Origin of the sequence: Paenibacillus sp. VCA1 (assembly GCF_031583795.1) — a bacterium.
GTDB classification, from domain to species: domain Bacteria; phylum Bacillota; class Bacilli; order Paenibacillales; family Paenibacillaceae; genus Paenibacillus_AQ; species Paenibacillus_AQ albilobatus.
Window position 1 is genome coordinate 745,497 of the sequence record NZ_JAVLSX010000001.1, and the last position, 15,706, is coordinate 761,202.

Annotated in this window: 12 protein-coding genes and 1 other annotated feature; of the genes, 9 read left to right on the top strand and 3 right to left on the bottom strand. The window is 56.4% G+C overall.

Annotated features, from left to right (window positions below; genetic code table 11):
• Nucleotides 1-154: 154 nt before the first annotated feature.
• The 7 genes from RJP21_RS03235 to RJP21_RS03265 all read left to right on the top strand — a co-directional run bounded on the left by RJP21_RS03235 (nt 155) and on the right by RJP21_RS03265 (nt 9,734).
• Complete coding sequence (locus RJP21_RS03235; protein WP_310858074.1) at nt 155-1,504, top strand: ABC transporter substrate-binding protein; 1,350 nt, start codon at nt 155-157, stop codon at nt 1,502-1,504.
• Nucleotides 1,505-1,708: 204 nt separating this feature from the next.
• The gene (locus RJP21_RS03240; RefSeq protein ID WP_310858075.1) at nt 1,709-2,665 is read left to right on the top strand and encodes a carbohydrate ABC transporter permease; all 957 of its coding nucleotides are present in this window, start codon (nt 1,709-1,711) and stop codon (nt 2,663-2,665) included.
• Nucleotides 2,662-3,531, top strand: coding sequence for a carbohydrate ABC transporter permease (locus RJP21_RS03245; protein WP_160038636.1), 870 nt, complete (start codon nt 2,662-2,664; stop codon nt 3,529-3,531). The genes RJP21_RS03240 and RJP21_RS03245 overlap by 4 nt, the downstream gene beginning before the upstream one ends.
• A 135-nt stretch (nt 3,532-3,666) precedes the next feature.
• The gene (locus tag RJP21_RS03250) at nt 3,667-5,391 is read left to right on the top strand and encodes a cache domain-containing sensor histidine kinase (protein ID WP_310858076.1); all 1,725 of its coding nucleotides are present in this window, start codon (nt 3,667-3,669) and stop codon (nt 5,389-5,391) included.
• A gap of 31 nt (nt 5,392-5,422) precedes the next feature.
• Nucleotides 5,423-6,784 carry an ABC transporter substrate-binding protein gene (locus RJP21_RS03255; protein ID WP_310858077.1) on the top strand — a complete coding sequence of 454 codons (1,362 nt, stop codon included), beginning with the start codon at nt 5,423-5,425 and terminating at the stop codon, nt 6,782-6,784.
• 17 nt (nt 6,785-6,801) lie between these two features.
• The gene (locus tag RJP21_RS03260; protein WP_310858078.1) at nt 6,802-8,400 is read left to right on the top strand and encodes a response regulator; all 1,599 of its coding nucleotides are present in this window, start codon (nt 6,802-6,804) and stop codon (nt 8,398-8,400) included.
• A 74-nt stretch (nt 8,401-8,474) separates the two neighbouring features.
• Nucleotides 8,475-9,734, top strand: coding sequence for an SGNH/GDSL hydrolase family protein (locus tag RJP21_RS03265; protein ID WP_310858079.1), 1,260 nt, complete (start codon nt 8,475-8,477; stop codon nt 9,732-9,734).
• Between the two features lie 112 nt (nt 9,735-9,846).
• Here the strand turns inward: RJP21_RS03265 and RJP21_RS03270 are convergent, their stop codons facing one another.
• Complete coding sequence (locus RJP21_RS03270; protein ID WP_310858129.1) at nt 9,847-10,761, bottom strand: NADP-dependent oxidoreductase; 915 nt, start codon at nt 10,759-10,761, stop codon at nt 9,847-9,849.
• Nucleotides 10,762-10,946: 185 nt separating this feature from the next.
• Between RJP21_RS03270 and RJP21_RS03275 the strand changes: the two genes are divergently transcribed.
• Nucleotides 10,947-11,837 carry a LysR family transcriptional regulator gene (locus tag RJP21_RS03275; protein WP_310858080.1) on the top strand — a complete coding sequence of 297 codons (891 nt, stop codon included), beginning with the start codon at nt 10,947-10,949 and terminating at the stop codon, nt 11,835-11,837.
• Nucleotides 11,838-11,904: 67 nt separating this feature from the next.
• On the opposite strand, the gene trpS is transcribed toward RJP21_RS03275, so the two are convergent.
• Nucleotides 11,905-12,915, bottom strand: a complete 1,011-nt coding sequence (gene trpS, locus RJP21_RS03280; protein WP_310858081.1) for a tryptophan--tRNA ligase — start codon at nt 12,913-12,915, stop codon at nt 11,905-11,907.
• Between the two features lie 244 nt (nt 12,916-13,159).
• Nucleotides 13,160-13,459 (bottom strand) — a binding site (T-box leader).
• Nucleotides 13,460-13,684: 225 nt separating this feature from the next.
• On the opposite strand from trpS, the gene RJP21_RS03285 reads away from it, so the two are divergent.
• Nucleotides 13,685-14,299 carry a VanZ family protein gene (locus RJP21_RS03285; protein WP_310858082.1) on the top strand — a complete coding sequence of 205 codons (615 nt, stop codon included), beginning with the start codon at nt 13,685-13,687 and terminating at the stop codon, nt 14,297-14,299.
• An 85-nt stretch (nt 14,300-14,384) separates the two neighbouring features.
• Here RJP21_RS03285 and RJP21_RS03290 read toward each other — a convergent pair whose 3' ends face one another.
• Complete coding sequence (locus tag RJP21_RS03290) at nt 14,385-15,701, bottom strand: glutamate-1-semialdehyde 2,1-aminomutase (RefSeq protein WP_310858083.1); 1,317 nt, start codon at nt 15,699-15,701, stop codon at nt 14,385-14,387.
• Nucleotides 15,702-15,706 lie beyond the last annotated feature (5 nt).

Genomic DNA, 15,706 nt, shown 5'->3' on the forward strand with positions numbered 1-15,706 from the left:
TGCCAAAAACGCCGTGGGAATCCCACGGCGTTTTTTTCGTGCCGTAATAATTTCAACCTGAAATCGAAATATTGCCTCCTCAAAATTTCCCGCCCGCTCCGGTAGACTGAACCTTGTCAAACGTCAAACCTATTTTCGAGAGGGGAAAAGAAAAATGAAACGAGGCAAAACATGGTCGCTGCTGCTGCTTTCGCTGCTGCTGACGGCGTCGCTGGCGGCGTGCGGAGGGAAAAGCGGCACGCAGGACGCCCAAACGACGCCGGAGAAGACGACGGACAATTCGGCCGCGCAAACCGACGACAAAAAAGACGATGGCGAAAAAGTGGAGCTCACCTTCTGGTCGCTCGGAACGACCAACTACGAGGAGCTCGGCAAGGAGTACACGAAGGAACATCCGAACGTGACGATCAAATTTCAAAATACGTCCGACCAGACGGCCCACCACAACAACCTGACGACGGCGCTGTCCGCGGGTTCCGGGGCGCCCGACATCTTCATGCTCGAAATCGGATTCATGGAGCGCTTTATTACGGCCGAGGACAAATTTTACAACCTGAACGATTTAGGCGCGAAAGATATCGCCGGCAACTATCTGGACTGGAAATGGAAACAGGGGTCTTCCAAGGACGGCAGCTTCCAGATCGGATTGCCGACGGATATCGGGCCGACCGTCGCCTACTATCGCACCGACCTGGCAGAACAGGCCGGGCTGCCGACGGATCCGGAGGAATTCGGCAAAGCGATCGACACCTGGGATAAATTCGCCGCCGTGGCGAAGCAGTTCAAGGAAAAAACCGGCAAGCCGTTCGCCGACTTGACGGACCTCGTCTACAACGGCGTTCGGGACCAATCCGACGGGGAGATCTATTTCAGCAAAGCGGACGGCTCCTTTATCGGCGACAAAAATCCGCAGGTGAAAAAGGCGTTCGACTTTACCGTCAAAGGCATCCAGGAAGGATGGATCGGCAACACGCTGCTGTGGTCTCCGGAATGGGGTCAGGCGATAAACGACGGCGGTTTCGAAGTGATGCTCGGCCCGGCGTGGATGGCCGGCAACATCAAGAGCAACGGGCCGGATTCCGCCGGCAAATGGAGAATCACCCAGCTTCCCGAAGGCGCGGGCAACTGGGGTGGTTCGTTCCTGACGCTGCCGAAGCAGGGCAAACATCCGAAGGAAGCGTATGAATTCATCGCATGGCTAGACAGCAAGGAAAATCAGCTGGAGTCGTTCAAATCCAAAGGCCTCATGCCTTCGATTCCGGCGCTGTATACGGATGAAGCCTTTACCGGCTTCAAGGACGAATTTTTCGGCGGCCAAGCGACGGCCGTGGAATACGGCAAAGCCGCTCAGCGCGTAAAACCGGTCTATTACGGCCCGCTGCATGACCAAACCGACACCTTCTTCAAGGACGCTTTGAAAAACGTGCTTGAGAAAAAAGCCGATCCGGCCAAGGAATGGGACGCGGCGGTCGAGAAGGCGAAAACGCTGGCGGCCCGCAGCTAGAAGCAAGCAGAAGCACGCGGCTCGTTGAGCCAACTCGAACCGGAACGGTTTGACCGGGGATCGTGAACTGCTCTCCGGCCGATCAGCCGTTTGAGGCTGCAACCAATGGAATGGTGCAATGTTTATTCGCGAATCCGCTGGGTGTTAGGCAGTCGCCTCCCCGGCGGATTCCGATAATTTTAAGAGACTTCACGGAGGTGCGTCATGGCAGAACCCGTCACCGCCGCGCGGCCCGTTTCGGCAGGCAGGCGGCCTTTTTGGACCGAGCAAAGGCGAAGCCGGTTAACGGCCTATACGTTCATATCGCCTTTTTTTATTTTGTTTGCGATTTTTGGCTTATACCCGATTTTCTTCACCATTTATTTGTCGTTTTTCAAATGGGATGCGCTCGGGCCGATGACTTATGTCGGCATGAAAAACTACGATCTGGTAACAAGCGATCCCCTGTTTTGGACGTCGTTCGTGAACACGCTCATTATGGGCGTTATGGGCACCGTTCCGCAGCTGATCATTGCGCTGCTGCTGGCGGTCATGCTGAATTCGGCGATGACCCGGTTCAAAAAAACGTTCCGCGTCCTCTTTTTCATGCCGAACATTACGTCCATCGTGGCCGTGACGCTCGTGTTCAGCACGATGTTCGGCAACAACGGCATGATCAACTGGCTGCTCCATCAAATGGGACTTGAAAGCATGGCCTTCAACTCCGGCTGGTGGGGCGTCAAGATCGCCATCTCCACGATGGTCATGTGGCGCTGGACGGGCTACAACGCAATCATTTTCCTGTCCGGCCTGCAAAGCATACCTCTCGACCTGTACGAGGCGGCCCGCATCGACGGCGCGAACCGGCGCCAGCAGCTGCTGTACATCACGATGCCGCTTTTGAAGCCGTTTATCGTGTTCGTCACCCTCATTTCGACCATCGGGGCACTGCAGCTCTTTACGGAGCCTTACGTGTATCTCGGGCAATCGGGAACGGGCTCCACGCGGCAGGAAGGCATCACCATGGTCACGTACCTGTACAGCGAAGCATTCCGTAACGGCTTCTTCGGCACGGCGGCGGCGACCGCGGTCATGCTGTTCATCATTACGATCATTTTCTCCATGATCAACATGTGGGTATCGAACCGGATGGAAGGCGACACGGGAGGTGGCAAAGCATGAGCGCAAGCAGTTGGACCCCAGCTTCGAAAGCGCCCGGCGGAGCCGGAGTTTTCGGCAAAACGGTATTTTATGTGCTCCTTATCATCGGCGCCTTGATATCGATCTTCCCGTTTTATTGGATGTTCGTCATCGCCACGAACGACCGCGGCGCGGTGTTCCACATTCCGCCGCTGCTCACGATCGGAGGGGAGTTCTTCAACAATTTCCAGCGCGTGCTGGAGCGGACGGATTTTTTTCAGGCGCTGCTGAATTCCCTGTTTGTCTCGTCGATGGTGACGTTGTCCGTCGTTTTCTTCTGCACGCTGGCGGGGTATGCGTTTGCGAAGTATGAATTTCCGCTGAAAAACGCGCTTTTTTATTTCGTGATCGCTACGCTGTTCGTTCCGTCCCAGCTAAGCGTGCTGCCGACGTACATCATCATGGCGAAGCTGCATTGGATTGACACGTACCGCGCCTTGATCGTGCCGGCGATGGTTAACGCCTTCGGCATTTTTTGGATGCGCCAGTATGCGGCGACGGCCGTGCATTCGGAGCTGATCGAATCCGGGCGGATCGACGGGGGCGGGCATTTCCGGATTTTCTGGAGCATCGCCGTTCCGGTCATCACGCCGGCCATGGCGACGCTGGGCATTCTCAATTTCATGAACGTGTGGAACGATTTCTTCTGGCCGCTCGTCGTCCTGAAAAACAGCGAGCATTTTACGATCCAGATCGCGCTGCAGCAGCTTTTTTCCAACCGGGACGGTCTCGATTACGGCATGATCATGTCCGCGACCTTTACGGCGACGCTTCCGCTTCTGATCGTATTCTTGCTGTTCAGCCGCTGGGTCATCGCCGGCTTGACTTCCGGTGCGGTCAAAAGCTGAGGCCCGCCGTTTTGGGCCGGGCGCCCCGGCCGGATCGCAGCCTGCGATTTGCTATCAGCGTTTCAAGCAAGGAATATCAGGCATGATGAAGAATAATAGAGTAAAGCCACAGACCAAGGCGCAGGAGGATAGGCCATGAAGCTCCGCCGCAAAATCCTGCTTGCTATTATTCTTCTCGTGTTTATACCCGTCATTGTCATGGGCGCCGTTTCCTATTACAACTTTTCGAGCGCGATGGAAAAAAAGTCGAGCAATTTTTACTGGATATCCCTGCTGGAAACCGACCGGAAGCTGAAATTCGCCCTCAGCGAAATCAACTCGATCTCGAATGCGGCGATAACGCAGCCGGCCATCCAGCAGGCGCTCAAAAACCAAGGATCCGGGATGACCTACGACCGCAAGCAGGAGATCAACAATCTGCTCATCAATCATCCGATGATCGCTTCGTTCAGCTTGTATTCGAAAACCGATCTCGTATACCAGTACAACGCCCCCATGTCCTACAGCGACATGAAACGCCAAGTGTGGTTTGCCGACATGGAAAAGGCCGAAGGCAGGCCGATCTGGTCCGGCCCCGGGGAAAACGGCTCCGCGGAGACGGGCAAGCCGGTCATGATCCACGCCCGCGTCATCAAAGACTATTACTCGCTGGAGGACATCGGGTATCTCGTCATTTACGTCAAGCCGGACATATTGGACCAGGTGTTTTGGGAATCCGCGACGCTGAAAAGCGGCGATATTTTGCTCGTCAATCAAGAGGGCAGCATCGTGTTCAACAAATCCGGAGGTCATGTCGGCGAGAGGGTGGGTTTTCCGTTTCTTGCCGATGGTTTCCACCAGAATAAAGATTACTACGTCGATACGTACCAGCATGAAAAATCGCTCATTACCTTTTTGCCGTCCCATAACGAGGGGTGGTATCTTGTCGCCGTCACTCCTTTGAAGCTGATCCGCTCCGAATCGGTGTCGATCCGCAACATCGCCGTTATTTTGGTGTTGTTTTCGCTTCTGTCGGCGTTATGGTTCGACCAGTTTTTCATCCGCAGACTTGTCCGCAGCATCATCAGCGCCGTTAACGGCATGAAACGGGTGAAGCAGGGCATTTTTACGCCGATCCAGACGCATGTGGAGCGATTCGACGAGACGGATCTGCTGATCGACGGCTTTAACCGCATGAGCGGGCAGATCCAGGAGCTGCTTCAGCAGGTGGAGACCGAGCAGACCCGCAAAAAGGAAGCCGAAATGCAGGCGTTGGTGGCTCAGATCAACCCGCATTTCATATACAATTCGCTGGAGTCGATCAATTCCATGGCCGTGCTGGCGGGGAACCGGGATATCAGCAAAATGGTCGTTTCGCTCGGCAAGCTGCTGCGCATCAGCATCAGCGAAAACCACGAGCTGATCGCGCTGAATATGGAGTTTGAGCATGTCCGCCATTATATGAACATCCAAAAATACCGCTTCGAGGACCGGTTCGAATGCGAGATCGCGCTGCCGGAACAGCTGAAGCTGTATATGACGCAGAAGCTGATCGTTCAGCCGATCGTGGAAAACGCGTTGTACCACGCGATCGAGCCGATGGAGGAAAAAGGCCTGATCCGGATCGAAGCGAAGGATGCCGGCGGCGACATCATCATAGACGTAAGCGACAACGGTCCGGGCTTTGACGAGGATACGCTGCTGCATCTGGGGGACGAACACCCCGGCGGGGCCAAAAAATACCGCGACAGCGGCGTCGGCCTGAAAAACGTGCATGAACGCCTGCGCATCCGGTTCGGCTCCCCCTACGGCATCCTGATCTGCTCATCTCCGGGCTGCGGGTCGGTCATCCGCATCCGGCTGCCCAAAATCGGGCCATGAGCTTAGGGGACGCTGGGAAGGGGGAATGAGCGTGAAACGTGTGCGGGTGAAAAAATGGCTGAACTGGAGCTGGGCGCTGCTGTACGCGGCCGTGCTTACCGTTACGGTGACGCTGGTGGCCAGGAGCAATCACGGCGGGATCGAGGAGGAAACCGCGGAAAAAACGACCTTGACCTTCCGCCACTTCTGGATCGCCGAGCATGACCGCCCGATGCTGAACATTTTCGAGGATGTGGTCCGGCAGTACGAAAGCAGCCATCCCAACGTCAAGGTAAATTTCGAGGGCATGGACCAGACGATCCACCGGGAACAGAAGCTGAAAAGCGAAATGGTGACCGGCACGCCGCCCGATATGTTCGTTTTGTTCGGCGGGGCGGAGATCGAGCCGTATATCCGGTCCAACCGGCTGATGGACCTGACCGAATTCGTGAAAAACAATCATCTGGAGAAGGAATTCAAGGATTTGAAGCTGTGGACCTACAATCAGCGGATCTACGGCCTGCCGATCGAAGGCAACGCGGAGCCGCTGTACGTAAACACGGAAATTTTCAACAAGTTGGGCCTGGCGCTTCCGGAAACGCTTACTCAGCTAAACGAGGCCGTGAAGGTGCTGAAGGAAAACGGGTACATCCCGTTTGCGCTCGGGAATGAGGACCGGTGGCCGGCGGCGGTGTTTGCGCATTATTTGATGGACCGCTTCAGCGGCCCGAACCAGATCGACGGGATCGTTCAGGGGGAAGCAGGGGCCGTTTTTGACAACGGTGGGTATTTAAAAGCATTCGAGCAGCTCGCGGAATGGGGCAAGGAAGGGGCGTTTGGGCCGTCGCCGAACAGCCTGTCGACTGAGGAAGCGATCGACCTGTTCACGCACGGCAAAGCCGCGATGTATTTGAACGGGAATTGGGACATCACGTTGTTCCACAACGAGAAAGCTCCGCCCGAGTTTCAAGACAAAGTGGGCGTCCTTCCGTTTCCGGCGCTTCACCCGGGCGGGGAGCGATCGATCGCCGGAGGTTATACGTTCGGCATCGGTCTTTCTTCGAACTTGACGGCGGCACAGCAGAAGGCGGCGCTGGAGCTGATGCAGTCGTTTTATTCCGAGGACGTGCAGAAACGGATCGTCTATGAAGGCTTGCGCATTCCGTCCATGCGGATCGATTTCGACACGCGGCAAACGGGTGCGGTTTTTACCCAGGTGACGGGATTGATGGAGCAGCCGGCGCGGACGTTCGCGCCGTACGACAACATCCTTTCGCCGGAGGTGAAATGGTCGTTCCTGGCCGTCGTGGAGGAAGTGATCAACGGGCAGACGGCTCCCGGGGATGCGCTGGTCCGATTGGATGATTCCCTGCGGCAGTATTGGAATCTGCGGCGCAGCTCCGCCGCAAAGTGAACAGGGGGGGAGGCAAGATGGGGACAGCGGCCAAGTATAAAGTGATTCTCGTCGATGACGAGCCGATCATTCTCCGCAGCCTTCAGGCCGCCATCGGCTGGGAGGAGCTGGGGCTTACCGTCGTCGGAACGGCCCGCAACGGGGAGTCGGCGCTGAAGCTGATCGGGGAGCATTCCCCGGAGATGGTGATCAGCGACATTCGCATGCCGGGAATGGACGGGATCGCGTTGATGAAGGAAGTGCTGTCCGGCAACCCGAAGCGGATCTTCATCGTGATCAGCGGATACGGCGAATTCGAATATGCGAGGGAGGCGCTGCGGCAGGGGGCGTTCGATTACCTGCTGAAGCCGATCGACCATGAAGAGCTGACCGGCATGCTTCAGCGTGCGGCGGCCCAGCTGGACGCCCGCGCGGAAAACGAGCGGCTGCTCCATTCGGTCAAAGCGCTGTCCGTAATGGCCCGCGAGCGGATGTTTTCGGAATGGATCGAAGGCAACGACCGGCCGCTCGGGCATATGCAGTGGATGGAAAACAGCGAGCTTGAGCAGGACTATGTCATGGCCGTCGTGCAGCTTGACCGCTTTCTCCGCTTGAACGAACAGTGGCTGCCTGACGAGAAGCGCTTATGGCTGTTTGCCGTCCGGAACATTTTGGAGGAATGGTCGCTGCAGCATGGGGCGCTGACCGTATTTCCGTTTCACAGCGGCGAATGGATCGTCGTGTTTCCGGCAGTCGGCGGAACGGATCATGTTCGTCAAGGCAATGATTTGATCCTTCAGATCAAGAAGTACGCCAAGCTGAGCTGTTCTGTCGGCATAAGCCGCGTCTTCAAGGGGATCGGGCAGCTGAGCGCAGCGTACCGGAGCGCCACGCAGGCGCTGTACCAGCGGTTTTATTCCGAGCGGGAGGGAGTTTTCGCCGAGCGGGAGGAGCGGCCGAACGAAGCCCGGCCGACGGATCTGAAGTATCCGAAACAGGTCGAGAGCGACTTGCTGGAAAGCGCCCGCACGTTGGACCTGCAGCGGATGGAGGCGGCGTTTGACGATTTGAAGCTGTACATCGAACGCCATGCTGCTGCGAAAGAAACGGCCGAGCGGCTCCTTGTGGAAATCGCCGTCGTCCTCTACAGGCAGCTCGAGTACGCGAATTTGCTGGCGGATTGGCCGCTGGACGGCTTGTTGCAGGCGCTTCATGAGGCGGAAAATCTGCAGGAAGCGATCAGCTTATTGAGGAATGCCGTAGCCCGGCAAATGGAGGAAAGCAGGCGAAGCCAGGCCAAGGAGGACGGCCGCTCGCTGATCGAAAAGGCGAAGCTGTACATCATGAACCATTACCACAAGGATCTCGGCATCGAAGAGGTGGCCGAGGTGGTGGATTTGAGCATCAGCCATTTTTGCACGCTGTTCAAGCAGGTATCGGGCTACACCTTCCTGGAGTACCTGACCGAATGCCGGATGGAAAAGGCCAAATACATCCTGAAAAATACGGGCGTCAAGGTCTATCAAATCGCGTCGATGGTCGGCTATCAGGATCCGAAGTATTTTACGCAGGTGTTCAAAAAAACGACGGGACGCACGCCGTCCGAATACCGAGAAGAAAGCAGTTACCCCGTTTAGCAGAAGATGGTAAAATGAAAGAAGCCCTGCACCGATCGGAGCAAGGGCTTTCATTTGCGAGAAGGAGTGATTCAATGCGCAAGCCATTTAAAAAGTACATATCGGCGTTGTCCGCCGCGGTTCTGATGTCTACCATGCTGCTGGGGGCGGCATCGGCCGCGCCGGATGCCGGGGAAGCGGGAACGAAGCAGCCGTACCGGATCGTGGCCCTGGGCGACTCGTTGACGGTCGGGTATGAACCGGGCAAAAGCGGGACAGAGCCGCCTTACGGATTCGTCGACCGGCTTCAAGAGCAGGCGCTGCTGCACGGACGCGCGGAAACGGTCAACGTCGGCATCGCCGGCCTGAAAAGCCAAGGTCTGCAAAACTTTGTGGAAGCGGTTAAAAACGGGCAGGCAATCTCGGCCGACGACATCCAGCCGAAGCTGCCCGACCCGCGCGCGGCCCGAATCGGCGCTGCAGCGGCAGAAACGAAAGCGGCTCTGGAAACCGCGGATGCGATTACGATCACGATCGGCGGCAACGACATGTCCGAGCTGCTGACGACCGCCGGCAAGATGAGCGAAGCCGACTTGCAGACGCCCTTGCAGGAGCTGTTCAAGCTGTATACCGACAGCGTCGGCGTAGTCGTGACCGACCTGCATGAGCTGAATCCGGACGCGCTTATCGTCGTCGCCGATCAGTACCAGCCGTTGCCGGAAATTGCGGACAAAGCGCTGTATCCGAAGCTTGGCAAAGCGGCCGAAGCCTTTACCGGCGTCATCGACCAAATGGCCGCGGGTTTTGCGGCGAAAGGGGCTCAGGTGAAGGTGGCCCATGTCGCCAAGGAATTCGTCGGCGGGGAAGGCACGATGACCCATATGATCAAGGATCATGATTTCCATCCGAACCAGCTCGGTTATGAAGCGATAGCCAAGGTGTTCTCCGAAACGATTTGGGGCGGCTATACAAAACTTGCGGTGCATGAAGCGGGAACCCCAATGGGGATATATGTGGGCGGAAAAGAGCTGAACACGCCTTACAAACCGGTGATTCGCGAAAACCTGAACTTCGTGGCGATCAAGGATATCGTCGATGCGATCGGAGCAATGTCCACCTGGGACAATAAAACTTCGAGCGCGACGATCACGCACCAAGGACATAAGGTCGTGATCACGATCGGATCCAAAACGGTCCAAGTGGACGGCAAGGATGTTCCGATCGATGCGGCGGCATTCCTGAACAAAGTGGGCAAAGAGTCGAAAACCTACGTGCCGATTGCGGCCCTTGCGCAAGGCCTGGGACTGGACGTGCAATATGTAATCAAGCTTAGAACGGTATTCATCAATCCATAATAACGGCAAAAACCAGCTGCATTTGGTCATCATTCGGCCGAATGCAGCTGGTTTTTATTATGAAAGGCGTTTGCTTCTATCGGGTACGCCGTCGATGAATGTTTTTCCCGTCCTATTCGACGATAAGAACGACTTTTCCGCGGCCATGGCCCTGCTCGATTTCGCGATGCGCATCCGCGGCTTGCTCGAGTGGGAACGTTTTCCGGATATGAACCCGGAGTTTTCCCTGCTCGTACCAGTCGGCAAGCTGCTCCAAACGTTCGGCCGAGCGCTGATTGCGGATCATGCGAACTCCTAGCTGTCCGGCAAGCTCGAAGGAAACGATCGTACCGATCCGGTTTTTATCGGACACAAGATCGACGGAGGCCCTCAGGGCGTCTTCCCCGGCGGCATCCAGCGCGGCATCCACGCCGCCCGGAGCCAGGGTGCGCACCCGTTCGGCAAGACCGTCCCCATAGGCGACGGGGATGGCGCCTAATGAGCGAACATAGTCGTGATTTTGCGGACTGGCCGTGCCGATCGGGGTGGCTCCCCACAAGGCTGCAAGCTGCACCGCCGCCGATCCGACGCCTCCCGCGGCGGCATGGATCAGGACGGTGTCACCCTGCCCCACGCCGAGCTCCTTTAATGCCGTGTACGCGGTCAACCCGCCTGCCGTAAAAGCGCCGGCTTCGTCCCACGGCATATTCTTGGGCTTACGAACGATTTGATCCGCATGAACGACCACATACTCCGCGTAACACGAAAGAACAGCCCAGCCCAACACCTCGTCGCCAGGGGCGAACTCCGTGACGCCTTCGCCGATTTGATCGACGGTTCCCGCGAATTCATTGCCGAGAATTTGAGGAGTCTTGATCTGATGGCCGGGCGGAGCCCATCCGTTTTTGCGAACCGCGGTATCAAATGGCTGGACGCCGGCCGCTTTGACGCGTACCCTTACTTCTCCCGGACCGGCTTCCGGAATATCGAAATTTACGAGTTGCAATACATCGGGCGATCCGGTCGAATAAAAAGCCATCGCTTTCATTTGTTTGCTCATTCTTCATCATCCGCCTTTCTCTTTCTTATCTGATCCGGCGAGGCCGTCTTCTGCAAGTTGTCGTCAAGCCATAGCATTGCTGCAGGTTCTATTTTATAATGAATAATACATAATGAATAATATATATAATCATATTTATTAATAACCTTTAGTATATAAGCGAGGCGAATGGGATGGAGCTTTTGCAGTTGCAGTATTTTCGGAAGGTAGCGGAGCTGGAGCATATGACCAGAGCGGCGGAGGAGCTGCGGATTGCCCAGCCGGCGTTAAGCAAGACGATTTCCAGGCTGGAAGAGGACGTGGGCGTGCCGCTGTTTGACCGGAAAGGGAGACAAATCCGTTTGAACGCTTACGGCAAAGCGTTTTTGCGAAAGGTTGAAACCGCGCTGCAGGCGCTGGAGGATGGAAGGAAAGAAGTAGAAGATATGGCGGGGCTTGAGCGGGGGCGCGTTTACGTGGCCACGACGACGCATAAATGTTTTTCCGATGCGATCGGCGACTTTATCGCCCGCCGTCCCGGCGCAAAATTGCACATATCCCAGGCTTCGGAAGCGGAGAAAACCGAAAAGCTGCGCAGGGGGGAGCTGGATCTGTGCATTACGTTCCCGCCCGTTCAGCAGCCGGACATCGAGGGGGCAGCCTTTTTGACGGAACGGATTATGCTGGCCGTTCCGCTTGGGCATCCATTTGCGGGCCGCGGCAGCATCCGTTTGGCGGAAGCGGCGGAAGAACCGTTTATTTGCATCAGGCCGGAGAACCCGTTTCGGGAAATGACGGATGAATTTTGCAAGCAAGCCGGCTTTGCGCCAAACATCGTCTGCGAGGTGGATGAGCATTCCGCGGTCGGGCATTTTCTGCGTGCCGGAATCGGCATTGCTTTTTTGCCGGAGACGTTATTGGAAAAATTCGACGCTCCTTTTCACGTTCTGGAGATCGAAGAGCCGGAGTGTCTCCGCACCTATCAAATCGCTTGGGCGAAGAATCGGTACCTTTCGGCGGCGGCAAAGGAATTTCGCGATTTTATCGTGCAGCGTTTTGCGCCGAATCCGAATTTAAAACCGTAAATTTGTCATGGCTTTAATAAAGGGATGCCCAAGTCGTCAACCGACCGCGGGCATCCCTTTATTTTTCTTATTTGAAATAGTCGATCCCCATCGCGTCGCGCACTTCGCCCATCGTCCGACGGGCTGCCTCCCGCGCCTTGGCGGTGCCGCTCATGACGATTTCGTTGATGTCCTTCTCACGGTGCCTGTAGAGCTCGCGCCGTTCGCGCACCGGCCTCATCACTTCCTCGATCGCTTCGGTAACCATCGCTTTGCAGGCGGCGCAGCCGAGCCGTCCCTTCATGCAGTTTTCCCGGATTTCCTCGCATCCTTCTTTTCGGAAAATGCAGTGGTATCCGAACACCGTGCATACATCGGGATGGCCTGGATCAGTTTTATGAATGCGTGCCGGGTCGGTTTTCGCCTTGCGGATTTGCGCGGACACCTCTTCGGGGGAAGCGTCCAGGCTGATGGCATTGCCGAGGCTTTTGCTCATTTTGCTGCCGCCGTCCAGGCCGTTTAACCGCTCGCCGACAAGAATTTCGGGTTCCACCAGCACCGGGGCGTACAATTCATTGAAGCGGCGCACGATTTTGCGCGCCTGCTCGATATGGGGAATCTGGTCTTCGCCCGCCGGAACGAGCGACGCCTTGAAGGCGGCAATATCCGCCGCCTGGCTGACCGGATATCCAAGAAAGCCGTAATACAAATCGTCATAGCCGCGTTCCTTGGCCTCATGTTTGACGGTCGGGTTATGACGCAGCGAGCTGACCGTGACGAACATCGAAAAAATGACCGTTAGCTCGGCGATTTCGGGAATCATCGACTGTACGAAGATGGTGGACTTTTCCGGGTCGATGCCGACGGACAAGTAGTCGAGCGCGACCTGGCGGACACTTTCGGCAAGCATGGCCGGCCTGTCAAAATGGGTCGTCAACGCCTGTACGTCCGCGAGCATTATATAGGTTTCGTATCGCTCTTGCAGCTGCACGCGATTTTTCAAGCTGCCGACGTAATGGCCGAGATGCAGCTTTCCGGTCGTGCGGTCCCCGGTTAATACGATCTCCCGTTGGGTTGGAACAGGGGATAGGGTTGTCATAGGAATTCCTCCTCAAGGTTATATTCGTAACATCCGTTCGTTTGCCTTGCCACCACCAGCCGTCATCCATGGCCATCACCTCCTTGAAAAATCATCTGTTAAATGAATGGTGTTCTCCAAGCGGCAGTCCGCGATCCCGAAAATGACCGAAATTGTTTCCCTGAAGCTGTCTGTTCCGACGTCAAAAAAGGCCTCGTCCTGGGAAAAGCAAGATGCCGGAGATTCAACTCCGAACATATCGCTTTCCAAGGACGAAGCCGTCAGCTTCGCGGTGCCACCTTGTTTGGCTGCCTTGCATAAAAGTAACCTGCAGCCCTCTTAACAGGTACGGATTCGGCAGCTCATTTTGCGCCTCTTCGATACCCTGCCCCGGTTAACGGTGGGGACATGCCGCCCGTCCTACTTACGCCGCGATCCCAATAGCGGCTTTGTTCAGACCGGTCGCTCCGAAGCCCACTTCCGCGCACGCCGCCACCGGCTTGCACCACCCGCCGGCTCTCTTGAGGCTCGCTGTCCGCGTACTCTTCTTCATCATCGCGAATATGGTAACCATTGTAACGCATTTGCAGGCAAAAGGGAATAGGCCGATCCGCCATTGAAAAAACAGTATTCTTTAGGATTCTTTATTTTTATTTGAAAAATAGCTAAGACCTGAGGCGTATCCTTGGAATCAGAAAATAGAAAACGGCGAATGACGATATCGCCAACGCCGAGACGGCGCGGTCAGGCGCGCCATTAGCGAAAGAAGCATTTTAAGGAGGTACTGCCCATGTACGACGAATATCGGCATCATCAACCATACGGCCATGAAAGGCACGAAAGAAACGATAACGGAGCCCGTCCGTCGGACGACCATCCGGCCTACGCGGCGATCAAGGTGGGCGTAATCCTGCTGTTCATCGTTTATCTATATGCGCTCGTCAAAATCATTCTGTTCAAGTTCGGAAGCATAAGCCCGGTCTATTATTTGCGGGAGCTGATCGATCACGTCATGCATCCGGGGATGATTGCGGACCGGCTCCGGGCGGCAGGGAATCTCGTACCGCTTCGGGAGATCAGCGGCTATCTCCGTAACTTGGGGAACGGCACGAGCTTCATTAACTTTTTCGGGAATATTGCCGCGTTTATGCCGCTCGGATTTTTGCTGCCTTTGGTTTGCGGGATCCGTTCCATGTCGCCGCTGAAAGTGATCCTGATTTCCTTTGGCGTCAGCCTGGCTTTGGAATCGCTGCAGCTGGCGCTTTTTATCGGCACCTTTGACGTCGACGACATCATCATGAATACCGCCGGAGGGGTGCTGGGGTATGCCGTGTACCTAGTGCTGTATTTTATTTTGAAGCATGGGGCGCAGGGGAACGCGAATCAACGTACTAAAAAAACATAGCAAGAGCCGTCCCGGGTCCAAGGACCTTTCGGGACGGCTCTTTTAAGTAGGCGGCACGCTTCGGGCCGAAGCCGTTTTGCGCCTTTTATTTGCTTTTGGACATTTCGCGGAAGGAAGCATCGGCCGCTTCAAGCGTATCGATGATATCCTGCTCCGTATGGGCTGTCGTCAGGAACCAGGCTTCGTATTTCGACGGCGCCAGGTTGACGTTACGATCCAGCATGTGACGGAAGAAAGCGGCGAATGCTTCGCCGTCCGTATCCTGCGCCTCATCGTAATTGGTGACGGGATGATCGCAGAAATGGGTGGACAGCGAACCGCGGATACGGTTGATCGTTAGCGGAACGCCGTAACGGTCGGCCGATGCCTGCAGCCCGTCCGCGAGTTTGGCCGCGAGGCGGTCCATTTCCTCATAAACGCCTTCGCCCTGCAGCACTTCCAGGCAGGCGATGCCGGCCGCGATCGAAGCCGGGTTGCCGGCCATCGTGCCCGCCTGGTAAGCCGGGCCGAGCGGGGCAACCTGCTCCATGATTTCCTTGCTGCCGCCGTAAGCGCCGATCGGCAGCCCGCCGCCGATGATTTTGCCGAGGGCGGTCAGGTCGGGTTTGATCGCTTCATGATTGGCAAGACCGGCAAACGTTTGGGTCGAACCGTAATGGAAGCGGAAGGCGGTGATCACCTCGTCGTAAATGACCAGCGAGCCGTTATCATGCGCCATTTGGCAAAGCCCTTCGAGGAAACCCGGTTTCGGCATGACCATGCCGAAGTTGCCGACGATCGGCTCGACCATGACGGCGGCGACGTCTTTGCCCCAGGTATCGAGCGCTTTGCGAAGCCCGTCCAAATCGTTGAAGGGCACCGTGATGACTTCCTGCGCGATGCTGGACGGAACGCCGGCGCTGTCCGGCGTGCCTAGCGTGGAAGGACCGGAGCCTGCCGCCACCAGCACGAGATCCGAGTGGCCGTGGTAACATCCGGCGAATTTGATGATTTTGCTGCGCCCCGTATAGGCGCGGGCGACGCGGATCGTCGTCATGACGGCTTCCGTGCCGGAATTGACGAAACGGACCTTGTCCATCGAAGGGATGGCTTCCTTGAGCATCCGGGCCAATTGGATTTCGAGTTCGGTAGGCGTGCCGTACAGCGTGCCGTTTTCCGCGGCATGCGTGATGGCCGCCGTAATGTGAGGGTGGGCATGTCCGGTAATGATCGGACCGTAGGCCGCCAAATAATCGATGTAGCGGTTGCCGTCTTCATCCCAGAAGTAAGCGCCTTTGGCCCGTTTCATAAATACGGGGGCCCCGCCGCCTACCGCCTTGAACGAACGGGAGGGGCTGTTGACGCCGCCGACGATGTGTTGAAGTGCTTCCTGGTAAAGCTGCTCGGAACGAGAACGATTCATGTTGA